Below are 22,426 nucleotides of genomic sequence, written 5' to 3'. Positions count from 1 at the left end.
AAAAAATTCTGTTTGTTGTATCACACTTTTCCGACTGTTTTTAAGGGGTTGACCGGAATTCTTCCAGCCAGCGGCCATTTCTTCATCCGGTGTGTGCCAACCAGTTGTTTGGCATGGCAAAAAAACGCCCGACAACCAGCCTCTTTCGAATCACTCTTCGCTTAATCCAGCACCGACTGCTGGGGGTTGAGTTGGTGTACCAGTCGCTCTTCCAGCTGTTTTTGCTGCTCCGCCGTCAGTGGCTCGCCATCGAGGCTGGTCAGGCTGAAAAAGTCCTCGACCCTCTCACCGAAAGTGGCAATTTTGGCGGCGTGCAGCGACAGTCCGCACTGCTGGAAAACGGCACCGATCCGCGCCAGCAGGCCGGGGGTATCGAGGGCAGTCAGCTCCATCAGGGTGTGACGGCTCTCCCCTTTAGTGGGCGAAGAGCGGGGCAGAAAGACCACCCGGGTCGGCACGCTGAACTGACGGTGGCGCCGTGACAGCGGCTTGTTGCGCAGCACCAGCTTGCCCGGCTCCTGCAGCGCCTTCTCCAGCGCCTTCTTGATGGTGGCGGTGCGGTTGGGGCTGATGGGTTCGCCGCTCGGCTCCAGCACCACGAAGGTATCGAGTACATAGTTGCTGCGCGAGTTCATGATCTGGGCATCGTGGATGTTGAGGTTCTTCTGATCCAGTGCCGAGGCGACGGTGGCAAACAGATTCGGGGTATCGCGGCAGTAGATAAACACCTCGCTGCCGCCGCGGGTCGGGTGTTTGCCGATGATCACCAGCGGTGCCGGATTGTCGCCATGCTCGATGATGTGGCGGCAGTGCCAGGCGATCTGCTCCGGGCTGTGACGCAGGAAGTAGTCGGCCTTGAAATCGGCCCAGAGCTGGTTGATCGCTTCTTCCGATACATCCCGTTGCGCAAGCAGTTGCTTGGCCTGACGCTGGTTTTCGCGAATGCGCAGCCGCATGTCGGGCGGGTTCTCCAGCCCCTGGCGCAGCGCCTTCTGGGTCGCGAAGTAGAGCTCCCGCAGCAGGGTGCCCTTCCAGTCGTTCCACAGGGTATCGTTGGTGGCGCAGATATCGGCCACGGTGAGGCAGTAGAGCAGGTCGAGATGCTGCTCGTCGCGCACCTTCTGGGCAAAGTCGGTGACCACGTCGGGATCGTAGATATCGCGGCGCTGGGCGGTAACCGACATCAGCAGATGGTGGCGCACCAGCCAGGCGACCAGTCGGCTCTCGTAGCGATCCAGACCGTGCAGCTGGCAGAACTCCAGCGCATCGACGGCGCCGAGCTCCGAGTGATCGCCACGCCGCCCCTTGGCGATGTCGTGGAACAGGGCGGCGATGCTGAGCAGCTCCGGTTTGCGCAGCCGGGTGAAGACCTCGTGGCAGAGCGGGTGGCTCTGGCGACTGGCCGGATTGGGAAACTGGTGAATGTTCTTGAGCAGCCGATGGGTGTGCTCATCCACCGTGTAGGCGTGGAACATGTCGAACTGCATCTGGCCGACGATGAGGTTCCACTGGGGCAGATAGGCCGCCAGAATGCCGTACTTGTGCATCAGGGTGAGCGGCAGGCCGATGCCGTTGGGGTGGCGCAGCAGTGCCATAAAGAGGCGACGGCAGTCGGGCAAGTCTTGCAACCAGCAGTTGAGTTTGCGGCGCGCCTCGCGCAGTTGGCGCAAGGTTGCCGAGTGGATACCCGCAATCTCGGGGTGTTGGGCCATCTGATAGAAGAGGCGCAGGATAGCGGCCGGTTCACGGCTAAACAGCTCCGCATCCACCGCATCGATGAGGCGGCCACGAAGCTGGAACTCGTCGGAGAGGCGGCGCACATCCATGGCGGTGTTGCCGAGGATCGCCTCGTCAAACAGCTGCAGCAGCATCTCGTTGAGCTCCGAGACCCGCCGCACAGTCTGGTAGAAGCGCTTCATCATCTGCTCGACCGGAGTGTTGCCTTCCCCCTCGAATCCCAGCATCTGGGCTACGGTGCGCTGGCGATCGAACAGCAGGCGGTTATCTCCCTTGTTGATCGCCATGTGCAGGGCGAAACGCACTTTCCAGAGGAAATTCTGGCAGTCGAGCAGCTCGCGGTACTCGGCCCGATTGAGGAAGCCGTGGCTGGTCATCTCGAACAAGGTAGTGGCGCCGAAGTGGCGGCGGGCGACCCAGGCGAGGGTTTGAATATCCCGCAGGCCGCCTGGATTGCTCTTGAGATCGGGCTCCAGCTTGTAGGCGGTGCCGAGAAACTGCTGATGACGCTCCGCCTGCTCCTGGCGCTTGGCGCGAAAGAAGGCTTCACTCGGCCAGAAGTGCTGGGGGCCGGTGGCCTCTTTTAGTTGCCGAAAGCCCTCCTGGCGACCTGTGATGTAGCGGGCCTCGATGAGGTTGGTTGCTACCGTAATATCGGCGCGCCCCTGCTCGAGGCACTCCGCCACGTTGCGCACCGCCTGACCCACCTCAAGCTTGAGATCCCACAGCAAGGTGATGAACTCGCCGATGCGCAGTCCCAACACCTCGTCCAGTTCATCGCCATCATAGAGGATCAGCAGGTCGATGTCGGAGTGGGGGTGCAGCTCGCCACGGCCATAACCGCCTACCGCGATCAGGGTTAGGTCGCTCTTGTCGAAGCCGAACTTCTGCCACAACCGGCAGAGCAACTGATCCATGTACTCGGAGCGGGTGGCGACCAGCTCGATGATGTTGTCGCCGGCATCAAAACGGGCGTGCAGCCAGCCGAGAAAGCGGCTCAGGTACTCTTTGCAGTTGTCGCGAGTGAGCTGATCATCGGGTAACAAATGGGGGGAAAGCAGGCTGGCGTCCATGGCATCTCACACACAGTGGCAGGCAAATGGCTGAAACAGAAGTAAAAACCCCGGCGCTTTGGAAGTTCAGGGCCGGGGTTCGATGTTAGCTGTGTTTGATGAAGCGGTCGATAGTGTCATCGGGGCGCAGGGTGAGCACCTCGCAGCCATCCTCGGTCACCAGCAGGGTGTGCTCCCACTGGGCGGAGTCGCCGCCATCCTTGGTGGTCACGGTCCAGCCATCCTTCGGATTGACCTTGCAGTGATACTTCTTGCTGTTGACCATGGGCTCGATGGTGAAGCACATGCCTGCTTTCAGCTCCAGCTTGCCGCTGTTGCGATAGTGGAGGATCTGCGGCTCTTCGTGGAACTCGGCACCGATACCGTGACCGCAGTAGTCACGCACCACGGAGAAACCGGCCTTCTCGACGATGGGCTGGATCACTGCGCCAATCTCGGTGATGCAGGCCCCCGGACGCACCTTCTTGATGGCGGCGTAGAGGCTCTCTTGCGCAACTTTGCAGAGCTGGCGGCGCAGCGGGGTGGTTTCACCCACGATGAACATGGCCGAGGTATCGCCGTGGTAACCATCCTTGATAACGGTGATATCCAGGTTGATGATGTCGCCATCGCGCAGCTTCTTGTGATTCGGGATACCGTGGCAGATCACATCGTTCACCGAGGTGCAGATGGATTTGGGGAAGCCGTGGTAGTTGAGCGGAGCTGGAACCGCCTGTTGTACGTCGACAATATAGTCGTGGCAGAGGGTGTTCAGTTCGTCAGTGGTGACGCCAGCTTTGACATGGGGCGCAATCATGACCAGCACATCGGCGGCCAATTGGCCGGCAACGCGCATCTTTTCAATCTCTTCCGGTGTCTTGATTTTAATGGACATGGGATCTCTCTTGCGGCCTGCCGCTGGGCCTGCGAGGGCAGACAGGACTGGTAATGAAAAATAGATGCGTTTGCAATCAGGGCAAAATTTTATCCGCAACCCCCGCGTACTTCCAGTGTGATTGTCATCACAACGTCAAATCGGCGTCGCAGCATCCTCTGGCGGGATCCATATTTACACCTGTTTAGGGTGTCGGCCGGTGGTGTCCTGAACAAAGTTATGGTATAAAGCGCGCCGGAATGGGGAACTTGCTTCCCGATTTCATCACCCTTACTTAAACAACACACACACATCGACACATATGCCGGGGTGCCTTAACGGGTCGGTTATATGGGATGTGTGGAGGCCTAACCCCAATACAGAGGTATAAAATGGCTAAAGTTTCTATGCGCGACATGCTGCAAGCCGGCGTTCACTTCGGTCACCAGACTCGTTACTGGAACCCGAAAATGAAATCCTACATCTTCGGTGCCCGCAGCAAAGTTCACATCATCAACCTGGAAAAAACCGTTCCGATGTTTGACGATGCCATGAACTTCATCAGCTCCGTAGCTGCCAAGAAAGGCAAGGTACTGTTCGTTGGTACCAAGCGTGCCGCGTCTGAAGCCGTAAAAGAAGCCGCTGAGCGTTGCGACCAGTTCTATGTAAACCACCGCTGGCTGGGCGGTATGCTGACCAACTGGAAAACCGTTCGTCAGTCTATCAAGCGCCTGAAAGATCTGGAAACCCAGAGCCAAGACGGTACCTTCGACAAGCTGACCAAGAAAGAGGCGCTGATGCGTACTCGCGAAATGGAAAAGCTGGAGAAGAGCCTGGGTGGTATCAAGAACATGGGCGGCCTGCCTGACGTTCTGTTCGTTGTCGATGCCGACCACGAGCATATCGCTATCAAAGAAGCCAATAACCTGGGTATCCCGGTAGTTTCCATCGTTGATACCAACTCCAACCCGGACGGCGTTGACTATGTCATCCCGGGTAACGACGACGCTATCCGTGCCGTACAGCTGTACCTGAATGCTGCTGCTGACACCGTACTGGAAGCTCGCGCTCAGGACATCGTTGTTCAAGCCGAACAAGATGGCTTCGTTGAAGCTGAGTAATTGATAAGGACTGTAAAGCCCTTATTAACCAAGCTGATGTAATTGGTTAGCAGGGGCCCTTGTGGCCCCTGTTTCTTGTCAATTCAAGACCGAGGATACTGGACATGGCTAACGTTACTGCCGCCCTGGTAAAAGAACTGCGCGAGCGCACTGCCGCTGGCATGATGGATTGCAAAAAAGCACTGGAAGAAGCTGCTGGTGATATCGAGCTGGCAATTGAGAACATGCGCAAATCCGGTCAGGCCAAAGCCGCCAAGAAAGCTGGCCGTATCGCCGCTGAAGGCGTTATCTTTGCTCGCACCGAAGGCAACGTTGCCGTCATGATCGAGCTGAACAGCGAAACCGACTTCGTCGCCAAAGATGCCAGCTTCATGGCAATGGGCCAGAAGATCGCTGACATCGCTGCGACCCAGAAAATTGCTGACGTTGACGCGCTGAAAGCCGCTGACTTCGGTAACGGCGAATCCGTCGAGCTGACCATCACCAACCTGATCGCCAAGATCGGTGAGAACATGAACCTGCGTCGCGTGATGCTGGTTGAAGGTGACAACCTGGGTACCTACGTTCACGGTTCCCGCATTGGTGTTATCACCAAGCTGACCGGTGGTTCTGCCGAGCTGGCCAAAGATCTGGCCATGCACGTTGCTGCCAACAGCCCGCAATTCGTCAAGCCTGAAGACGTGTCTGCTGAAGTCGTTGCCAAAGAGCGCGAAATCCAGATCGACATCGCCATCAACTCCGGCAAGCCGAAAGAGATCGCCGAGAAGATGGTTGAAGGCCGCATGAAGAAGTTCACCGGTGAGGTTTCCCTGACTGGTCAACCGTTCGTGAAAGATCCTTCCATGACCGTTGCCGAACTGCTGAAGAAAGAAGGCGCTGACGTTGTCTCCTTCACCCGTTTCGAAGTGGGCGAAGGCATCGAGAAGCAAGAGACCGATTTCGCTGCTGAAGTTGCAGCCCAAATCGCGGCCGCTCAAAAGGCCTAATCGAACCGGTTTTTCCGTTTCCCCAGACCGCGACTTATGTCGCGGTCTTTATATGACCAGGAATCAGTGACATGAGTACCAATCCCAAACCTGCATACAGACGTGTTCTTCTGAAGTTGAGTGGTGAAGCCCTGCAAGGATCCGAGGGTTTCGGCATTGATCCGGCGGTGCTGGAGCGGATGGCCCAAGAGATCAAAGAACTGGTTGAGTTGGGTGTTCAGGTCGGTCTGGTCATCGGTGGCGGCAACCTGTTCCGTGGTGCCGGTCTTGCCAAAGCGGGCATGAACCGCGTGGTGGGCGACCACATGGGTATGCTGGCAACCGTGATGAACGGTCTGGCCATGCGTGATGCCCTGCATCGTGCTTATGTGAATGCCCGTCTGATGTCTGCCATCTCTCTGCAAGGCGTCTGCGACTCCTACAGCTGGGCCGAGGCAATCAGCCAGCTGCGTGCTGGCAAAGTCGTTATCTTCTCTGCCGGTACCGGCAACCCCTTCTTCACTACCGATTCTGCGGCTTGCCTGCGCGGGATCGAGATCGAAGCTGACGTGGTGCTCAAAGCCACCAAGGTTGATGGTGTATACAACGAAGATCCGGTCAAGAATCCGGATGCCGTACTGTATCATGAACTGAGTTATGATGAAGTTCTTGAAAAAGAGCTCAAGGTGATGGATCTTGCTGCCTTTACCCTGGCACGTGACCATGATCTGCCGATCCGCGTGTTCAACATGAACAAACCGGGTGCCCTGCGCCGGGTTGTCATGGGTGAACCGGAAGGCACTCTGATCCACCACGTTGGTAAATAAGATAAAAGTGAGCCACCTGGCGCTCTTATCCTATCCATCACGTCAGTAAATAAGATAGACACGGGCCGTGTAGCGGCTCGTTCGCCAAAAGGAAAACCACTGTGATCAACGAGATTAAAAACGACGCCAAGGACCGTATGGGCAAGAGCGTAGAAGCGCTCAAGACTCAAATGTCCAAGATCCGTACCGGCCGCGCTCATCCGAGCCTGCTCGACGGCATCCAGGTTGAGTATTACGGTGCTGCCACTCCGCTGAAACAGTTGGCCAACGTCGTGGCAGAAGATGCTCGCACCCTCTCCATCTCCATTTTTGACCGCTCCATGATCCAGGCGGTAGAGAAGGCGATCCTGACCTCCGATCTGGGCCTGAACCCGTCCAGCAATGGCCAGACCCTGCGCGTGCCGCTGCCGCCGCTGACCGAAGAGCGCCGTCGTGATCTGACCAAGATCGTTCGTGCCGAAGCGGAAAACGCTCGTGTTGCCGTGCGCAACATCCGTCGTGACGCCAACGCCGACCTGAAAGCGCTGCTGAAGGACAAAGAGATCTCCGAAGACGACGACCGTCGCGCCCAGGAAGAGATCCAGAAACTGACCGACTCCTACATCAAGCTGGTCGATGAGGCCCTTGCCGTAAAGGAGAAGGAGCTAATGGAAATCTAACCGTCTGAAAGGTATATTACGAGCGCCGTGTAGTGCCCCTGCACGGCGCTTTTGTCTTTGTGGGAGAATTACATGTCGCTTTTGGCTGCGTTGGGTGATTGTGCCAACTCGTCTTTACCCCGTCACGTCGCCATCATCATGGATGGTAACGGTCGCTGGGCCCAGAACCGAGGCAAGATGCGGGTTTATGGCCACAAGGCGGGCGTCAAGTCAGTGCGCGAGGCCGTTACCTTTGCTGCGCGTGCCAAGATCGAGGCATTGACCCTGTTTGCATTCTCCAGCGAGAACTGGCGCCGCCCGGAAGGGGAGGTCAGTGCCTTGATGGAACTGTTCATTACAGTGCTGGGTCGTGAGGTGCAGAAACTGCACAACAACGGGATCCGGCTCAAGGTGATTGGCGATACTGCTCGCTTTAGTGAGCGGTTGCAGGCCAAAATCGCCAAGGCGGAAGCCTTGACCGCCAATAACAAGGGGTTGACCCTGAACATTGCGGCCAACTATGGCGGCCAGTGGGATATCGCTCAGGCGGCCCGCAAGCTGGCCAAAGCAGTGGCGGCCGGTGAACTGGCCGCTGACGACATTGATGAATCCATGTTGACCCGCGAGGTTTGCATGGCCGATCTGCCACCCGTGGACCTGTTGATCCGCACCGGTGGTGATCATCGCATCAGCAACTTTGTGTTATGGCAGCTCGCCTATGCCGAGCTCTATTTTACCCCGGTATTGTGGCCCGATTTCAACGAGGCCGAGTTCAGTGAGGCGGTTGCCTCTTTCGTTGCCCGCGAGCGTCGCTTCGGTTGCACGGGTGAACAGATACGGGAATTGATCGCCGAGCAGCAGACCGGCTAAACCCCGCTCCCAAGAGAGAGGTTTCTTTTGCTAAAACAACGAATTATTACTGCTTTGATGTTGATCCCCCTGGTGTTGGGGGCGCTCTTCTTTCTGCCATTGAAATTTTTTGCCCTGTTGGCTGCGCTGGTGTTTTTGTTGGCCAGTCGCGAATGGAGTGGGTTTGTCTCTGCTGCTCCGCAGCAATGGTTACCCATCGTATTTTGTCTGTTGCTCGGTGCCAGCCTCTTTTGGCTGCCGGTAGAGCAACTCTGGACGCCCCATCTGCACCCCCTCGTGATGGGCGTGCTCTGGACCGCGGTAAGCTGGTGGCTGCTGGGTCTGCTGCTGGTGCTGCGCTATCCCCAAAGCGCCAAGCTGTGGAAAGAGTCTATCTGGCTCAAGTCGCTGTTTGGTCTGGTGACCCTGGTTCCTTTCTTCTGGTCGCTGGTCGCCATCCGTGGTTACAACTTTTACCATGACCCCATGATGGGCGCCTGGATCCTGTTGTTCGTGATGGGACTGGTCTGGGCGGCAGATTCTGGCGCGTATTTTTTCGGCAAGGCGTTCGGTAAGCACAAGCTGGCACCGGCTGTGAGTCCGGGCAAAACCATCGAAGGAATGTGTGGCGGCCTCTTTACCGCCAGCCTGCTGGCCATCGGCGTTACCTGGTCGATGGGATTTGTTCCTGCCAAGATGATCACCGTGCTGTTTTGCTCTCTGCTGGCGGTGCTGGCCTCCGTGCTCGGCGATCTGACCGAGAGCATGTTCAAGCGCGAAGCAGGCATCAAGGACTCCGGCACTCTGCTGCCGGGTCATGGCGGTATTCTCGACCGGATCGACAGCCTGACCGCCGCTCTGCCGGTGTTTCTGCTCAGTTATCTGCTACTCAGTCAGGAGTTTTGATGCACAAGTCACTGGTTATTCTGGGAGCCTCCGGCTCCATTGGTCAGAGTACCTTGAAAGTGCTGCGCCATAACCCGGGCAGTTGGCAAGTGTTGGCGTTGACCGCCGCCCGCAACGTGGATGCCATGTTGCGGGACTGCCTCGAATTCTCCCCCCGCTTTGCCGTGATGGTCGATGAGGATGCCGCCCGTGAACTGGCTGCCCGTCTGAAAGCGCACGGCAGTGCGACCCGGGTCATGTCTGGTGCAGCAGCCCTTTGCGAGGTTGCTGCTCACCCCGACGCCCATAGCGTGATGGCCGCCATCGTCGGTGCGGCCGGACTGGCCCCGACCATGGCCGCGGTACGTGCCGGCAAGCGTATTTTGCTGGCCAACAAGGAGGCGCTGGTGATGTCCGGTGCTTTCTTCATGGAGGCGGTGCGCGAGCATGGCGCCGAGCTGCTGCCCATCGACAGCGAACACAATGCCATCTTCCAGTGTCTGCCGACCGCTGTGCAGCGCCAGCCCGGTTTTTGCGATCTGGCGGCGGCGGGGATCAGCAAGATTTTGCTGACCGGTTCTGGCGGCCCGTTCCGTTACACCGAGATCAGCGAGCTGGCCAAGGTGACGCCGGCGCAGGCCATCGCTCATCCCAACTGGTCGATGGGGGCCAAGATTTCGGTCGACTCCGCCACCATGATCAACAAGGGGCTGGAGTACATCGAGGCGCGCTGGCTGTTCAATGCGGCGCCCGAGCAGATCCAGGTGGTGATCCACCCGCAGTCGGTGATCCACTCCATGGTGCAGTACAAGGATGGCTCCGTGCTGGCCCAGCTGGGCAATCCGGATATGTGTACCCCCATCGCCCATGCGCTGGCTTATCCCAATCGCATCCCCTCCAGTGTGGAACCTTTGGATTTCTTCAGTGTCGGAGAGTTCAGCTTTATCCGGCCTGATTATGATCGCTACCCCTGTCTGGCGCTGGCCATCAATGCCTGCCAGAAGGGACAAGCGGCGACCACTGCGCTCAATGCAGCCAACGAGGAGGCGGTTGCCGCCTTCCTGGCCGGGCGCATCGGCTTTATGGATATTGCCCGGATCAACGAGGCAGTGATGCTGGCGCTGGAGAGCAGCGCCGTCGGCTCGCTCGATGATCTGTTTGCCCTGGACGGTGCGGCAAGAGCCCGTGCTCACACTTTGATTGAGGAGCTTGGCTGATGGGCGGTGTGTTGTGGAATATCGGTGCTTTTGTTGTTGCGCTGGGCCTGCTGGTCGCAGTGCACGAGTTTGGTCACTTCTGGGTGGCCCGTCGTTGTGGCGTCAAGGTTGAGCGCTTCTCCATCGGTTTTGGCAAGGCGATCTGGCGCCGGATGGGTAAAGATGGCACCGAATATGTGCTGGCGCTGATCCCGCTCGGTGGCTACGTCAAGATGCTCGATGGCCGGGTCGATGAACTCAAGCCCGGTGACGAGCAGTATGCCTTCAACCACAAGAGTGTCTGGGCGCGGATGGCGATTGTCGCCGCAGGTCCTATGGCCAACTTCGTTTTTGCCCTGTTTGCCCTCTGGCTGATGTTTATCATCGGGGTGCCGAGCGTCAAGCCGGTGATCGGTGAAGTGCGTCCGGCATCCATCGTGGCCGAGGCGGGTGTGCTGCCGGGGATGGAGATTGTCGGGGTCGGCGATGAGCAGACCGGTGACTGGGAGAGCGTCACTTACGCCCTTATCAGCCATCTGGGTGACGATGCTGTGACTCTCAAGGTGCAGGCACCCAATACCAGCTATGCCACCGATAAAACCTTGTCGCTGACTGGCTGGACCTTCGATCCGGATAAAGAGTCGCCCATCGGCAGCTTGGGAATTGTCCCCCTGAGTGGCAAAGTGCTGCCAGTCGTCGCTGCCGTGGTGGCCAAGAGTGCCAGTGAAAAGGCGGGGCTGCAGGTCGGTGACCGTATCAAACAGGTCGGCGATCAGCCTATTACCGCGTGGGCCCAGTTTGTCGAGCTGGTGCAGCAGGCTCCGGGCGAACCCCTGCAAGTGGTGGTTGAGCGCAACAACAGTGATCTCAACGTGACCCTGACCCCGGATAGCCGCAAGGTGCAGGGCAAGCTGGTAGGATTCGTCGGTCTCTCGCCGCAACTGGTTCCATTACCGGATGAATATCGAATTCTGTTACAGTATGGGCCTTTGCAGGCGCTGTGGCATGGCGCGGACAAGACTTGGAGCCTGATCACGCTCACCTTTGACATGATTGGCAAGTTGATCGGTGGCATCGTGTCGCTGGACAACCTGAGCGGCCCCATCTCCATTGCCAAGGGCGCCGGCAGCAGTGCCGACTATGGTCTGGTCTATTTCTTGAGTTTTCTGGCGCTGATCAGCGTCAACCTGGGAATTATCAATCTGTTCCCCCTGCCGGTGCTCGATGGTGGCCATCTGGTCTATTTCCTGATCGAAGCGGTCACCGGCAAGCCGGTATCAGAGAAAATACAGGAAGTGGGTTTCAGGATCGGCGCCGCCATTCTGATGTTATTGATGGGCATTGCGCTGTTTAACGATTTCGCTCGCCTCTGAGGCCAGAGCATCAACAAGGACACATAAGAACAAAATGGCTGTTAAAAAAGCATTGGTGTTGAGTTGCCTGCTGGGTGCCAGTTTCCTGGCCCAGGCGGCCCCTGCCTCTTTTGTGGTGCAAGATATCCAGGTCGAAGGTCTGCAACGGGTGACCCTGGGTGCCGCACTGTTGAACCTGCCGATCCGGGTCGGTGATACCGTCGACTCCGTGGCTCTGGCCAGCGCCATCAAAAAGCTCTATGCCTCGGGTAACTTCGAGGATGTGAAGGTTTACCGTGACGGCCAGGTGCTGCAGGTGATGGTCAAGGAGCGTCCGACCATCTCCAGCATCGAGTTTGCCGGCAACAAGGATATCAAAGAGGAGCAACTGACCCAGAGTCTGGAGTCCTCCGGTATTCGTGTGGGTGATCCGCTGGATCGCACCGTACTCACCTCCCTCGAGAAGGGACTGGAAGATTTCTACTATGGCGTGGGTAAATACTCCGCCAAGGTCAAGGCCATCGTCACTCCGTTGCCGCGCAACCGGGTCGACCTCAAGTTCACCTTCGTGGAAGGGGAAGCGGCCAAGATCCAGCAGATCAACATCGTCGGCAACAGCGTCTTCCCTGAAGAGAAGCTGATTGCCCAGCTCTCCCTGCGCGATGAAGTGCCCTGGTGGAACTTCACCGCCGACCAGCGCTATCAGAAGCAGAAGCTGGCCGGTGATATCGAGACCCTGCGCTCCTACTACATGGACCGCGGCTATATCCGCTTCCAGCAGGAGTCTACCCAGGTCTCCATGACCCCCGACAAGAAGGGCGTCTACGTCACCCTCAACATCAAGGAAGGGGATCAGTACAAGGTCTCCGGTGTCCAGCTCAAGGGTGACTTGATCGATCGCGGTGGCGAGATGAAGGGATTGATCCCGATCGCTGCCGGCAGCACCTACTCCGCCAGTCAGGTGACTCATACCGAAGAGGTGCTCTCCAAGTTCCTCGGCCGTTACGGCTACGCCTATCCGAAAGTGGTCACCTTCCCGCAGGTCAATGACAAGACCAAAGAAGTGGAGCTGATCGTCAACGTTGAGCCTGGCCCCCGTGTCTATGTGCGCAACATCAACTTCAGCGGTAACGCCACCACCGAAGATCAGGTGCTGCGTCGCGAGATGCGCCAGATGGAGGGTACCTGGCTCTCCTCCGACAACATCGAGCAGTCCAAGAGTCGTCTCAACCGTCTTGGCTACTTCGAGAGCGTCGAAGTGGACACCAAGCGGGTGCCGGGCAACGATGACCTGGTTGACCTCGACTTCAAGGTCAAGGAGCAGCCAGCAGGCTCCATCAACGCCGGTATCGGTTACGGTACCGAATCGGGTCTGAGCCTGCAGGCGGGGATCTCCCAGGACAACTTTATGGGTACCGGTAAAAAGGTCTCCATCAACGCCAGCACCAACGACTACTCCAAGAACGTTGACCTGAGCTACAACGACCCCTACTTCACAGTGGATGGTGTCAGCCTGGGTGGTCGGGTCTACTACAACCAGTTCCGCGCCGATGATGCCGATATTGTTGATTACGAGAATGAAACCATCGGTTTCCGTCTCTCCAGCGGCTTCCCGGTCAACGAGTTCAACCGTCTCGACTTCAGCACCGGTATCGAGAGCACCAAGTTGAGCCGTCCGTCATTCAATGCCCAGAACTATCAGGAGTGTCTGAAGGACAATCCGGATACTGATGGCAATACCTACTGCTGGGATCAGTGGAACGATAACCGCCAGTCGGTACAGATGGATCAGTTCTGGAATGCCTATTCACAGGATGGTTCCAACCTCGATTTCGTGACCGTTGATGTCACAGCTGGCTGGACCCGCTCTACCCTGAACAAGGGGATGTTCCCGACTTCTGGCGATCGTCAGCGTATCAACGCCAAGGTGACCGTACCGGGCATGGAGCTGCAGTACTACAAGCTCTCTGCCGAAGATGCCCACTACTTCCCGCTCGATGCGGATCACAGCTGGGTAATGATCGGCAAGGGTCGTGTCTCCTACGGTAACGGCTATGGCGATGACTCCATGCTGCCGTTCTTCGAGAACTACTATGCCGGTGGTTTCGATACGGTACGTGGCTTCAAGAGCAATACCATTGGTCCCAAGGCGATCTACAAGACCTACAACAAGCCGGGTGCTGGCAGTTGCACGGGTTCTCAGCCGTGTGAAACTGGCTACTACGAAGGTTCCGACACCTCGGTAGGCGGTAACGCTCTGGCCGTCGCCTCACTGGAGCTGGTCTTCCCGACCCCGTTCGTCTCCGAGACCTATCGTCCGCAGATCCGTTCAACCGTCTTTATGGACGCAGGTACCGTATGGAGCACTGATTTTGCCAACGGGGCATATCCTTGCGCCGCCGGTTCTGATTGCAACTATCTGAGCCAGGACTACTCCAACCCGGGCAATATCCGGGTCTCTGCCGGTGTCTCCCTGCAGTGGCTCTCTCCGATGGGCCCGCTGGTGTTTGCCTTGGCCAAGCCGATCAAGAAATACGAAGGGGATCGCACCGAAGTCTTCTCCTTCAACATCGGTCGTACTTTCTAAGCAGAGTTTCGCCCCCACCCATGCGGTGGGGGTCTTCAATGATGGGACGCGCGGTATGCGTGCCTCACCAGGTAACAAGACGGTCCTAACACCGCTTGCATAATCGGGTAAATCAGGTAGCCCTCGCCATGAGGGAACAAGGAGTAAGTGTGAATAAAGCGTTGAAAGTAGCTGGTTTGAGCTTTGCACTGATGGCTGCCGGCATGGGTTCTGCCTTCGCTGAGACCAAGATCGCCGTGGTGGATATGGGCGAAGTCTTCCAAAAGCTGCCCCAGCGTGAAGCCGTTGCAGCCAAGCTGAAAGGTGAATTCGAGCCGCGTATGCGTGAGCTGCAGAAGCTGGAACAGGAAGGCCAGAAGCTGGTCGAGAAGTTCCGCAAGGATGAAGCCTTCATGAGCGCCGAGCAGAAGAAGCAGAACCAGGAGAAGCTGGCCAAGCTGCAGATGGAGTTCAACCAGAAGCGTCAAGCCTTTGAGCAGGACAACGGTCGCCGTCAGTCCGAAGAGCGCAACAAGATCCTGACCAAGGTACAGGCTGCCATCGATTCCATCGCCAAGAGCAATGGTTACGATCTGGTGCTGGAGCGCAATGCCGCCCCGTATGCCGCCAGCAAGCTGGACATCTCCGGCCAGGTTATTTCTCAGGTAAGCAAGAGCAACTAATTGATGGCATTCACTCTCGCACAGCTGGCCCAGCAACTGGGGGCCCAGGTCCATGGCGACGGAACCCTGGAAATCCGCAAGGTAGCGACACTGGAAAAGGCCGGGGAGGGGGATATCACCTTCCTGTCCAACAAAAAGTACCGGCATTATCTGGAGCAGAGCAAGGCGACCGCCGTGCTCATTACAGAAGCGGATCTGCCATTTTGTCCCACCAATGCCCTGGTGCTCAAAGACCCCTATGTGGGCTTTGCCCGGGTAGCCCAACTGCTGGACACTACCCCGCAGCCGGCCACGGATATCCATCCGAGCGCCGTTATCGCGGCTGACGTGCAACTGGGCGAGAGAGTGGCCATCGGCGCCAATGCAGTGATCGAATCCGACGTCGTGCTGGGTGACGATGTACGCATTGGCCCGGGCTGTTTTATTGGCAAAAATACCCGGCTGGGAGCACGCTCCCGGCTGTGGGCCAACGTCACCCTCTATCACAATGTGACCATGGGTACCGACTGTCTGGTTCAATCCGGCACAGTGATCGGCGCCGATGGTTTCGGTTATGCCAACGAGCGTGGCGAGTGGATCAAGATCCCCCAGCTCGGCGGTGTGACCATTGGCAACCGGGTCGAGATCGGTGCCTGTACCACCATTGACCGCGGTGCGCTGGAAGATACCCGCATCGCTGACAACGTCATCATCGACAACCAGTGCCAGATCGCCCACAACGTGGAGATCGGTTACGGCACCGCCGTGGCGGGCTCTACCGTGATGGCTGGTAGTCTCAAGGTCGGCAAATACTGTATCATTGGCGGCGCTTCCGTCTTTAACGGGCATATGGAGATCTGCGACCAGGCCACCGTTACCGGTATGGCCATGGTTATGCGACCCATTACCGAGCCCGGTGTCTACTCTTCCGGCATCCCTCTGCAAACCAATAAAGAGTGGCGCAAGACCGCCGCCCGGGTGATGCGTATCGAAGAGATGCACAAGCGGTTAAGCAAGCTTGAGAAGAAGCTGGATCAAGAATAATCACGATTGGTATAGGGTACTGTTTTGACTACTGAAAAGAAGAGCCTGGGTATCCAGGAAATCATGGATCTGCTGCCCCACCGTTATCCGTTTCTGATGGTGGATCGTGTAGACGACTACGAGATCAGCGAGGAGCGAAAAACCCTGCGCGCCATCAAGAACGTCTCGTTCAACGAGCCGATCTTCCAGGGGCACTTCCCGGCCAAGCCGGTGTTCCCGGGCGTACTGATCCTGGAAGCGATGGCACAGGCCACCGGTATCCTGGCCTTTACCATGGTGGGCAAGCCGTCTCCCAACGAACTCTACTATTTTGCCTCAATCGACAACGCTCGCTTCAAGCGTCCGGTCGGCCCCGGTGACCAACTGGTGCTCGACGTGGAGTTCCTGAAAGAGCGTCGCGGTATTGCCAAGTTCACCGGTGTCGCCACCGTCGACGGTGAAGTGGTCTGTACCGCCGAGCTGATGTGCGCCAAACGCGAGGTTTAACACACGTGATCGACCAGACTGCCATCATTCACGATACTGCCATCGTCCATGAGTCTGCCGTGATCGGTAAAGGGGTTGAAATCGGCCCCTTTTCTGTCATCGGCGCCGAGGTGGAAATCGGTGACAACACCTGGGTAGGTTCCCATGTGGTGATCAAGGGCCCGACCAAGATTGGTCGCGGCAACAAGATCTTCCAGCACACCTCCATCGGTGAGGATTGCCAGGACAAGAAGTACGCCGGTGAGCGCACCTTCCTCGAAATTGGCGACAACAACGTCATTCGCGAGAACTGCACCTTCCACCGTGGCACCATTCAGGATCAATCTCTGACCAAGGTGGGCAGCGGCAACCTGTTCATGGTCAACGTTCATGTTGCCCACGACTGCATCATCGGTGACAACTGCATTTTCGCCAACAACGCGACCCTGGCGGGCCACGTGGTGATCGGCGATTTCGTGATCTTCGGTGGGCTCTCTGCCATTCACCAGTTTGGCCGTGTTGGCTCCCACGCCTTCGTCGGTGGCTGCGCCGCCCTGAACAAGGACGTGCCGCCTTACGTGATGGCTGCCGGCAACTACGCCAAGCCGTTCGGGGTCAACTCTGAAGGTCTGCGTCGCCGCGGTTTCAGCGCCGAGGCCATCTCAGCCGTCAAGCGTGCCTACAAAGAGATCTTCCGCTCCGGCAAGACCATCGAAGAGGTGCTGCCGGTGCTGATCGAGATGGCGCAAGCCGAACCGGCCGTCCAGCTCTATGTGGACTTCCTCAAAGATAACGAGCGCGGAATCATCCGTGCCTGATCCGGTTCGTATCGGTATCGTCGCCGGAGAGGTCTCCGGCGACATTCTGGCCGCTGGTCTGGTGCGCGAGCTGCAGGCCCGCTACCCGGATGCGCAGTTCGAAGGGATCGCCGGGCCGCGGATGCAGGCCCTCGGCGTCAAGGCCTTGTTCGAGATGGAAGAGCTCTCCGTCATGGGGATCACCGAGGTGCTGGGCCGTCTGCCGCGCATCCTCAAGGTCCGTCGCGAACTGTTGCGCCATTTTATTGCCAATCCGCCCGATGTCTTTATCGGCGTGGATGCACCGGATTTCAATATCGGAGTGGAGCTGAAACTGCGCCGCGCCGGTATCAAGACGGTTCACTATGTCAGCCCCTCTGTGTGGGCCTGGCGCCAGAACCGCATTCACAAGATCAAAGCTGCCACCGACATGGTGCTCGCCTTCCTGCCGTTCGAGAAAGCCTTTTACGACCGTTTCGACGCCCCTTGCCGTTTTGTCGGCCATACCATGGCGGACGATATTCCATTGGTGCCGGATCAGGCTGCCGTGCGTCGCAATCTCGGTATCGATGCCAATCGCCGCTGGCTGGCAGTGCTGCCGGGCAGCCGCACCGCAGAAGTGGGCTTTATGTCCCCCCTGTTTCTCGAGGCGTGCAAACACCTGACGGTGCGCTATCCGGATCTCGGCTTCATCGTGCCGCTGGTCAACCAGAAACGGCGCGAGCAGTTTATGGCCATCAAGGCCGAGGTAGCGCCGGGTCTCGACATGGTGCTGCTGGAAGGGCAGGGCCGCGAGGCGATGATCGCCGCCGACGTGGTGATGCTGGCCTCTGGCACCGCGGCGCTCGAAGCCATGCTGGTGAAAAAGCCGATGGTGGTGGGCTACAAGCTCAAGCCCTTCAGCTATTGGCTGGCCCAGCGACTGGTAAAGACCGAATTTGTCTCTCTGCCCAACCTGCTCGCCGGTCGCATGCTGGTGCCGGAACTCATCCAGCACGAGTGCACCCCGGAGAATCTGGTGGAAGAGGTGAGCAAGTACTTCGAGCACGAAAACAGTGCGCTGGTCAACACCTTCACCGAGCTGCACCAGCTGATCCGCTGCAATGCCGACTCGCAGGCCGCCGATGCGGTGGCGGATCTGCTCGGCAGATAACGCTATTTCGGACCGTCGATTGCGCCGCACAGCCCGTTAATCCGTTTTCCGAGCGGTGATGCCGCGCCAGTCGACCCCTGTCAGGCCCCACGGGGCCTGTTTTGATTCAAGGCTACAAGATGATGATCGATATTCCTGACGACAAGCTGGTTGCCGGTGTGGACGAAGTGGGCCGTGGCCCCCTGGTGGGTGACGTGGTCACCGCTGCGGTCATTCTCGATCCCGCCAATCCGATCGCGGGGCTCAACGACTCCAAGAAGCTCTCTGAGAAGAAGCGCCTCGCCCTGTTTGACGAGATCAAAGAGAAGGCGCTCGCCTGGGCCATCGGTCGCGCCACTCCAGAGGAGATCGACGGGCTCAACATCCTGCATGCCACCATGCTGGCGATGCAGCGCGCCGTGGCGGGACTGAAGGTCACCCCCGAGCTGGTCTTTATCGATGGCAACCGCTGCCCGGCGCTGCCGATGGAAGCGCGCGCCGTGGTCAAGGGCGATAGTCTGGTGGCCGCCATCAGCGCCGCCTCTATCCTCGCCAAGGTGACCCGAGATGCGGAGATGACCGAGCTGGACTGTCGCCATCCCGAGTATGGTTTTGCCCGCCACAAGGGTTACCCTACGCCTGAGCACCTCGCCATTCTGGCCGAGCGTGGCCCGTTGCCCGAATATCGCAAGAGCTTCAAGCCGGTGCGCCGCGCACTAGGGATCGAGTAGACCATGCCATTTAGTTTGAGCAGCGAGAGGAGATGACGATGGCTGACCCCCGTTTTATCCACCTGCGAGTCCACTCCGACTTCTCCATGGTCGATGGCCTGCAGAAGATCAACCCCATCGTCGGGGCGGCTGCGGCCAACAACATGCCGGCGCTGGCGCTGACCGATCAGATGAACATGTGCGGTCTGGTGCGCTTCTATGGCGCGGCCCACGGCAAGGGGATCAAGCCTATCGTCGGTGCCGACTTCTGGGTGCAGAGCGATGAGCTCGGCGACGAGCAGTTCCGCCTCACCCTGCTCGCCATGGATAACGACGGCTACCAGAATATCACCCTGCTTATCTCTCGCGGCTATCAGCGCGGCCACGTGCAGGGGCGTCCGGTTATCGACAAGAGCTGGCTCGCCGAACATGCCAAGGGGGTGATCGTCCTCTCCGGTGGCCGCGAGGGGGATGTGGGCAAGTTCCTGCTCAAGGGCAACCGGCAGATGACCGAGCAGTGTGTCGCCTTCTATCAGACCCACTTCCCGGATGCCTACTATCTCGAACTGCTGCGCACCGGTCGACCCGACGAAGAGGTCTACCTGCACATGGCGGTGGCCATCGCCACCGAGTTCGAGCTGCCAGTGGTCGCCACCAACGAGGTGGTGTTCCTCAACGCCGATGACTTCGATGCCCACGAGATCCGGGTTGCCATCCACGATGGCTATACCCTGATGGACAAACGCCGTCCCCGTCGCTACAGCCCCCAGCAGTACCTGCGTAGTCAGGAGGAGATGGCGGAGCTGTTTGCCGACATTCCCGAAGCGCTGGAAAACACGGTGGAGATCGCCAAGCGCTGCAACGTGACGGTGCGTCTCGGCGAATATTTCCTGCCCAACTTCCCGACTGGCGACATGACTACCGAAGATTTTCTGGTGGCCAAGTCGAAAGAGGGTCTGGAGGAGCGTCTCGAGTTCCTGTTCCCGGATCCGCAAGTGCGTGCCGAGCGTCGTCCCGAGTATGACGAGCGTCTCGACATCGAGCTGAAAGTGATCAACCAGATGGGCTTCCCGGGTTACTTCCTCATCGTGATGGAGTTTATCCAGTGGTCCAAGGACAACGGCATCCCCGTTGGTCCGGGCCGGGGCTCGGGGGCGGGCTCTCTGGTGGCCTACGCCCTCAAGATCACCGACCTCGACCCGCTGGAATTTGACCTGCTGTTCGAACGTTTCCTGAACCCCGAGCGGGTATCCATGCCCGACTTCGACGTCGACTTCTGCATGGACCGACGCGACGAGGTGATTGAGCACGTCTCCGACATGTATGGCCGGGATGCGGTCTCCCAGATCATCACCTTCGGTAGCATGGCGGCCAAGGCAGTAGTGCGGGACGTGGGCCGAGTGCTGGGCCACGCTTACGGCTTTGTGGATCGCATCTCCAAGCTCATTCCGCCGGATCCGGGCATGACGCTCGCCAAGGCGTTCGAGGCCGAGCCCAAGCTGCCCGAGCTCTACGAGCAGGATGAGGAGGTCAAAGACCTCATCGACATGGCTCGCCGTCTCGAAGGGGTGGTGCGCAACGCTGGTAAACACGCCGGTGGCGTGGTGATCGCGCCCACCAAGATCACCGACTTTGCGCCGCTCTACTGCGATGACGAGGGCCATCACCCGGTCACCCAGTTCGACAAGAACGACGTGGAATACGCAGGTCTGGTGAAGTTCGACTTCCTCGGTCTGCGCACTCTCACCATCATCGACTGGGCGCTCGGCATGATAAACCCGCGTCTTGCCAAAGAGGGCAAGCCGCCGGTGGATATCGCCGCCATCCCCATCGATGACAAGAAGTCGTTTGACCTGCTGCAGCGCTACGAGACCACCGCGGTATTCCAGCTGGAATCCCGCGGCATGAAGGATCTCATCAAGCGGCTGCGCCCCGACTGCTTCGAAGACATGATCGCACTGGTGGCCCTGTTCCGACCGGGCCCGCTCCAGTCAGGCATGGTGGATAACTTCATCGACCGCAAGCACGGTAATGAAGCGATCTCCTATCCGGACGAGAAGTGGCAGCACGAGAGCCTGAAACCGATTCTGGAACCGACCTACGGCATCATCCTCTATCAGGAGCAGGTGATGCAGATAGCCCAGACCCTGGCGGGTTATACGCTGGGTGGCGCGGATATGCTGCGCCGGGCTATGGGTAAGAAAAAGCCCGAGGAGATGGCCAAGCAGCGAGCCGGTTTCGAGGAGGGTGCCGTCAAAAATGGCGTCGACGGCGAACTGGCGATGAAGATCTTCGATCTGGTGGAGAAGTTTGCGGGCTACGGCTTTAACAAATCCCACTCCGCCGCCTATGCGCTGGTCTCCTACCAGACCCTCTGGCTCAAGACCCACTTCCCGGCCGAGTTCATGGCGGCGGTCATGACCGCCGATATGGACAACACCGACAAGATCGTGACTCTGGTGGACGAGTGCCAGCGGATGGGGCTCACCGTGATCCCGCCGGATGTGAACACCGGCCGCTATCGCTTCTCGGTCAACGAAGATGGTCATATTGTCTACGGGATCGGGGCAGTGAAAGGGGTCGGTGAAGGCCCCATCGATGCGATCTTGAGCGCCCGGGATCAAGACGGCCCGTTCCGCGATCTGTTCGACTTCTGCAACCGGGTCGACATCAAGAAGCTCAACAAGCGGGTGATGGAGAAGCTGATCCTCTCCGGCGCCATGGATCGGCTCGGCCCTCACCGCGCCGCCCTGATGGCGACCCTGGAGGAGGCGATGCGTGCCGCCGAGCAGCACGCCAAGGCGCAGGCGGTGGGGCAGGTCGACATGTTCGGCGTGCTCACCGAAGAGATTGACGACGTCAAGAAGGCGTTTGCCAATGTGCCGCACTGGCCTGACAAGGTGTGGTTGGAAGGGGAGCGCGAGACCCTCGGGCTCTATCTCACCGGCCACCCCATCAACCAGTACAGCAGCGAATTGCGTCGTTATACCTCGGGTCGCCTGTGCGATCTGCACCCCACCTCCCGCGATACCGTGACCACGGCGGCGGGGCTGGTGATTGCGGCCCGCAGCATGGTGACCAAGCGTGGCAACAAGATGGGGATCTTCACCCTGGACGACCGTTCCGGTCGCCTCGATGTGACCCTGTTCAGTGAAGCGCTGGAAAAATATGAAGAATTGATGCAAAAAGACCGCATTTTGGTGGTTTCTGGACAGGTCAGCTTTGATGACTTCTCCGGTGGCCTTAAAATGTCGGCTCGAGAATTACTGGATATCAACGATGCGAGGGAGCGTTTTGCCAGAGCAATCCGCATCTCCCTCGATGAACAGCGGATTGATGATCGCTTTTTCCCGCGTTTGTGCGAGATTTTGGAGCCCGCCCGTGCCGGAGTCTGTCCGGTTCAGGTAAACTATCGTCGCCCCGGCTCCCGGGTGCGATTGACGCTCGGTACCGAGTGGCGGGTGACGCCCACCGATCAACTGATAGATGACTTGCGAGTCCTGCTTGGACGAGAGCGGGTTGAATTGGTTTTTGATTAGAGGTTCTAAGGCCCT

The 22,426-nt window shown here is 58.5% G+C and carries 18 protein-coding genes; 16 read left to right on the top strand and 2 right to left on the bottom strand.

Features of this window, described 5'->3' with window-relative positions; genetic code table 11:
* Positions 1 to 161 precede the first annotated feature (161 nt).
* Both glnD and map read right to left on the bottom strand, forming a co-directional pair.
* On the bottom strand, positions 162 to 2,810 hold the full coding sequence (glnD, locus tag AB5Z05_RS05520; protein WP_019445217.1) for a bifunctional uridylyltransferase/uridylyl-removing protein GlnD: 2,649 nt from the start codon (positions 2,808 to 2,810) through the stop codon (positions 162 to 164).
* A gap of 85 nt (positions 2,811 to 2,895) precedes the next feature.
* Positions 2,896 to 3,684 (bottom strand): type I methionyl aminopeptidase, encoded by a 789-nt coding sequence (map, locus tag AB5Z05_RS05515; RefSeq protein ID WP_005338579.1) that lies wholly within the window; start codon positions 3,682 to 3,684, stop codon positions 2,896 to 2,898.
* Positions 3,685 to 4,055: 371 nt separating this feature from the next.
* Between map and rpsB the strand changes: the two genes are divergently transcribed.
* From rpsB to dnaE, 16 genes are all read left to right on the top strand, one after another.
* The gene (gene rpsB / locus AB5Z05_RS05510; protein WP_005303470.1) at positions 4,056 to 4,784 is read left to right on the top strand and encodes a 30S ribosomal protein S2; all 729 of its coding nucleotides are present in this window, start codon (positions 4,056 to 4,058) and stop codon (positions 4,782 to 4,784) included.
* Positions 4,785 to 4,888: 104 nt separating this feature from the next.
* Positions 4,889 to 5,770, top strand: a complete 882-nt coding sequence (gene tsf / locus AB5Z05_RS05505) for a translation elongation factor Ts (RefSeq protein ID WP_005338578.1) — start codon at positions 4,889 to 4,891, stop codon at positions 5,768 to 5,770.
* Between the two features lie 71 nt (positions 5,771 to 5,841).
* The gene (gene pyrH / locus AB5Z05_RS05500) at positions 5,842 to 6,576 is read left to right on the top strand and encodes a UMP kinase (protein ID WP_005338577.1); all 735 of its coding nucleotides are present in this window, start codon (positions 5,842 to 5,844) and stop codon (positions 6,574 to 6,576) included.
* 101 nt (positions 6,577 to 6,677) lie between these two features.
* On the top strand, positions 6,678 to 7,235 hold the full coding sequence (gene frr / locus AB5Z05_RS05495; RefSeq protein ID WP_005338576.1) for a ribosome recycling factor: 558 nt from the start codon (positions 6,678 to 6,680) through the stop codon (positions 7,233 to 7,235).
* A 72-nt stretch (positions 7,236 to 7,307) separates the two neighbouring features.
* Complete coding sequence (gene uppS / locus AB5Z05_RS05490) at positions 7,308 to 8,084, top strand: polyprenyl diphosphate synthase (RefSeq protein ID WP_005338574.1); 777 nt, start codon at positions 7,308 to 7,310, stop codon at positions 8,082 to 8,084.
* A gap of 27 nt (positions 8,085 to 8,111) precedes the next feature.
* A complete protein-coding gene (locus tag AB5Z05_RS05485) occupies positions 8,112 to 8,969 on the top strand; it encodes a phosphatidate cytidylyltransferase (RefSeq protein ID WP_026034918.1) in 858 nt (285 codons plus the stop codon).
* Positions 8,969 to 10,165: a 1-deoxy-D-xylulose-5-phosphate reductoisomerase gene (ispC, locus tag AB5Z05_RS05480; protein WP_005338569.1), complete on the top strand. Its 1,197-nt coding sequence runs from the start codon at positions 8,969 to 8,971 to the stop codon at positions 10,163 to 10,165. The genes AB5Z05_RS05485 and ispC overlap by 1 nt, the downstream gene beginning before the upstream one ends.
* Complete coding sequence (rseP, locus tag AB5Z05_RS05475) at positions 10,165 to 11,517, top strand: sigma E protease regulator RseP (protein ID WP_005338567.1); 1,353 nt, start codon at positions 10,165 to 10,167, stop codon at positions 11,515 to 11,517. Before ispC ends, rseP begins: the two co-directional genes overlap by 1 nt.
* A 34-nt stretch (positions 11,518 to 11,551) precedes the next feature.
* Complete coding sequence (gene bamA, locus AB5Z05_RS05470) at positions 11,552 to 14,083, top strand: outer membrane protein assembly factor BamA (RefSeq protein WP_075114987.1); 2,532 nt, start codon at positions 11,552 to 11,554, stop codon at positions 14,081 to 14,083.
* Between the two features lie 149 nt (positions 14,084 to 14,232).
* Positions 14,233 to 14,745, top strand: a complete 513-nt coding sequence (locus AB5Z05_RS05465) for an OmpH family outer membrane protein (RefSeq protein WP_005338563.1) — start codon at positions 14,233 to 14,235, stop codon at positions 14,743 to 14,745.
* A gap of 3 nt (positions 14,746 to 14,748) precedes the next feature.
* Entirely contained in the window at positions 14,749 to 15,768 is a 1,020-nt protein-coding gene (gene lpxD / locus AB5Z05_RS05460; RefSeq protein ID WP_368150422.1) for a UDP-3-O-(3-hydroxymyristoyl)glucosamine N-acyltransferase, read from the top strand.
* A gap of 24 nt (positions 15,769 to 15,792) precedes the next feature.
* Entirely contained in the window at positions 15,793 to 16,254 is a 462-nt protein-coding gene (gene fabZ / locus AB5Z05_RS05455; RefSeq protein WP_150390375.1) for a 3-hydroxyacyl-ACP dehydratase FabZ, read from the top strand.
* A gap of 5 nt (positions 16,255 to 16,259) precedes the next feature.
* Positions 16,260 to 17,051 carry an acyl-ACP--UDP-N-acetylglucosamine O-acyltransferase gene (gene lpxA, locus AB5Z05_RS05450; RefSeq protein ID WP_005338557.1) on the top strand — a complete coding sequence of 264 codons (792 nt, stop codon included), beginning with the start codon at positions 16,260 to 16,262 and terminating at the stop codon, positions 17,049 to 17,051.
* A complete protein-coding gene (gene lpxB, locus AB5Z05_RS05445; protein WP_368150420.1) occupies positions 17,044 to 18,183 on the top strand; it encodes a lipid-A-disaccharide synthase in 1,140 nt (379 codons plus the stop codon). The genes lpxA and lpxB overlap by 8 nt, the downstream gene beginning before the upstream one ends.
* Before the next feature lie 119 nt (positions 18,184 to 18,302).
* Entirely contained in the window at positions 18,303 to 18,893 is a 591-nt protein-coding gene (rnhB, locus tag AB5Z05_RS05440; RefSeq protein ID WP_019445224.1) for a ribonuclease HII, read from the top strand.
* A gap of 38 nt (positions 18,894 to 18,931) precedes the next feature.
* Positions 18,932 to 22,411 carry a DNA polymerase III subunit alpha gene (gene dnaE, locus AB5Z05_RS05435; RefSeq protein ID WP_042081101.1) on the top strand — a complete coding sequence of 1,160 codons (3,480 nt, stop codon included), beginning with the start codon at positions 18,932 to 18,934 and terminating at the stop codon, positions 22,409 to 22,411.
* The last annotated feature ends 15 nt before the right edge of the window (positions 22,412 to 22,426 follow it).

Source organism: Aeromonas sp. R2-4 (assembly GCF_040908365.1).
In the GTDB taxonomy this organism is placed as follows: Bacteria; Pseudomonadota; Gammaproteobacteria; order Enterobacterales; family Aeromonadaceae; genus Aeromonas; species Aeromonas veronii.
Note: the sequence above shows the minus strand (reverse complement) of the source record. Positions and strands in the feature narration are given on the sequence as shown.

Bases quoted from the DNA above. Each gene is read 5' to 3' on its own strand.
- glnD (WP_019445217.1), bottom strand. From the start codon at position 2,810: ATGGACGCCAGCCTGCTTTCCCCCCATTTGTTACCCGATGATCAGCTC.
- ispC (WP_005338569.1), top strand. From the start codon at position 8,969: ATGCACAAGTCACTGGTTATTCTGGGAGCCTCCGGCTCCATTGGTCAG.
- tsf (WP_005338578.1), top strand. From the start codon at position 4,889: ATGGCTAACGTTACTGCCGCCCTGGTAAAAGAACTGCGCGAGCGCACT.
- rnhB (WP_019445224.1), top strand. From the start codon at position 18,303: ATGATGATCGATATTCCTGACGACAAGCTGGTTGCCGGTGTGGACGAA.
- uppS (WP_005338574.1), top strand. From the start codon at position 7,308: ATGTCGCTTTTGGCTGCGTTGGGTGATTGTGCCAACTCGTCTTTACCC.
- rpsB (WP_005303470.1), top strand. From the start codon at position 4,056: ATGGCTAAAGTTTCTATGCGCGACATGCTGCAAGCCGGCGTTCACTTC.
- lpxD (WP_368150422.1), top strand. From the start codon at position 14,749: ATGGCATTCACTCTCGCACAGCTGGCCCAGCAACTGGGGGCCCAGGTC.
- rseP (WP_005338567.1), top strand. From the start codon at position 10,165: ATGGGCGGTGTGTTGTGGAATATCGGTGCTTTTGTTGTTGCGCTGGGC.
- map (WP_005338579.1), bottom strand. From the start codon at position 3,684: ATGTCCATTAAAATCAAGACACCGGAAGAGATTGAAAAGATGCGCGTT.
- dnaE (WP_042081101.1), top strand. From the start codon at position 18,932: ATGGCTGACCCCCGTTTTATCCACCTGCGAGTCCACTCCGACTTCTCC.
- bamA (WP_075114987.1), top strand. From the start codon at position 11,552: ATGGCTGTTAAAAAAGCATTGGTGTTGAGTTGCCTGCTGGGTGCCAGT.
- pyrH (WP_005338577.1), top strand. From the start codon at position 5,842: ATGAGTACCAATCCCAAACCTGCATACAGACGTGTTCTTCTGAAGTTG.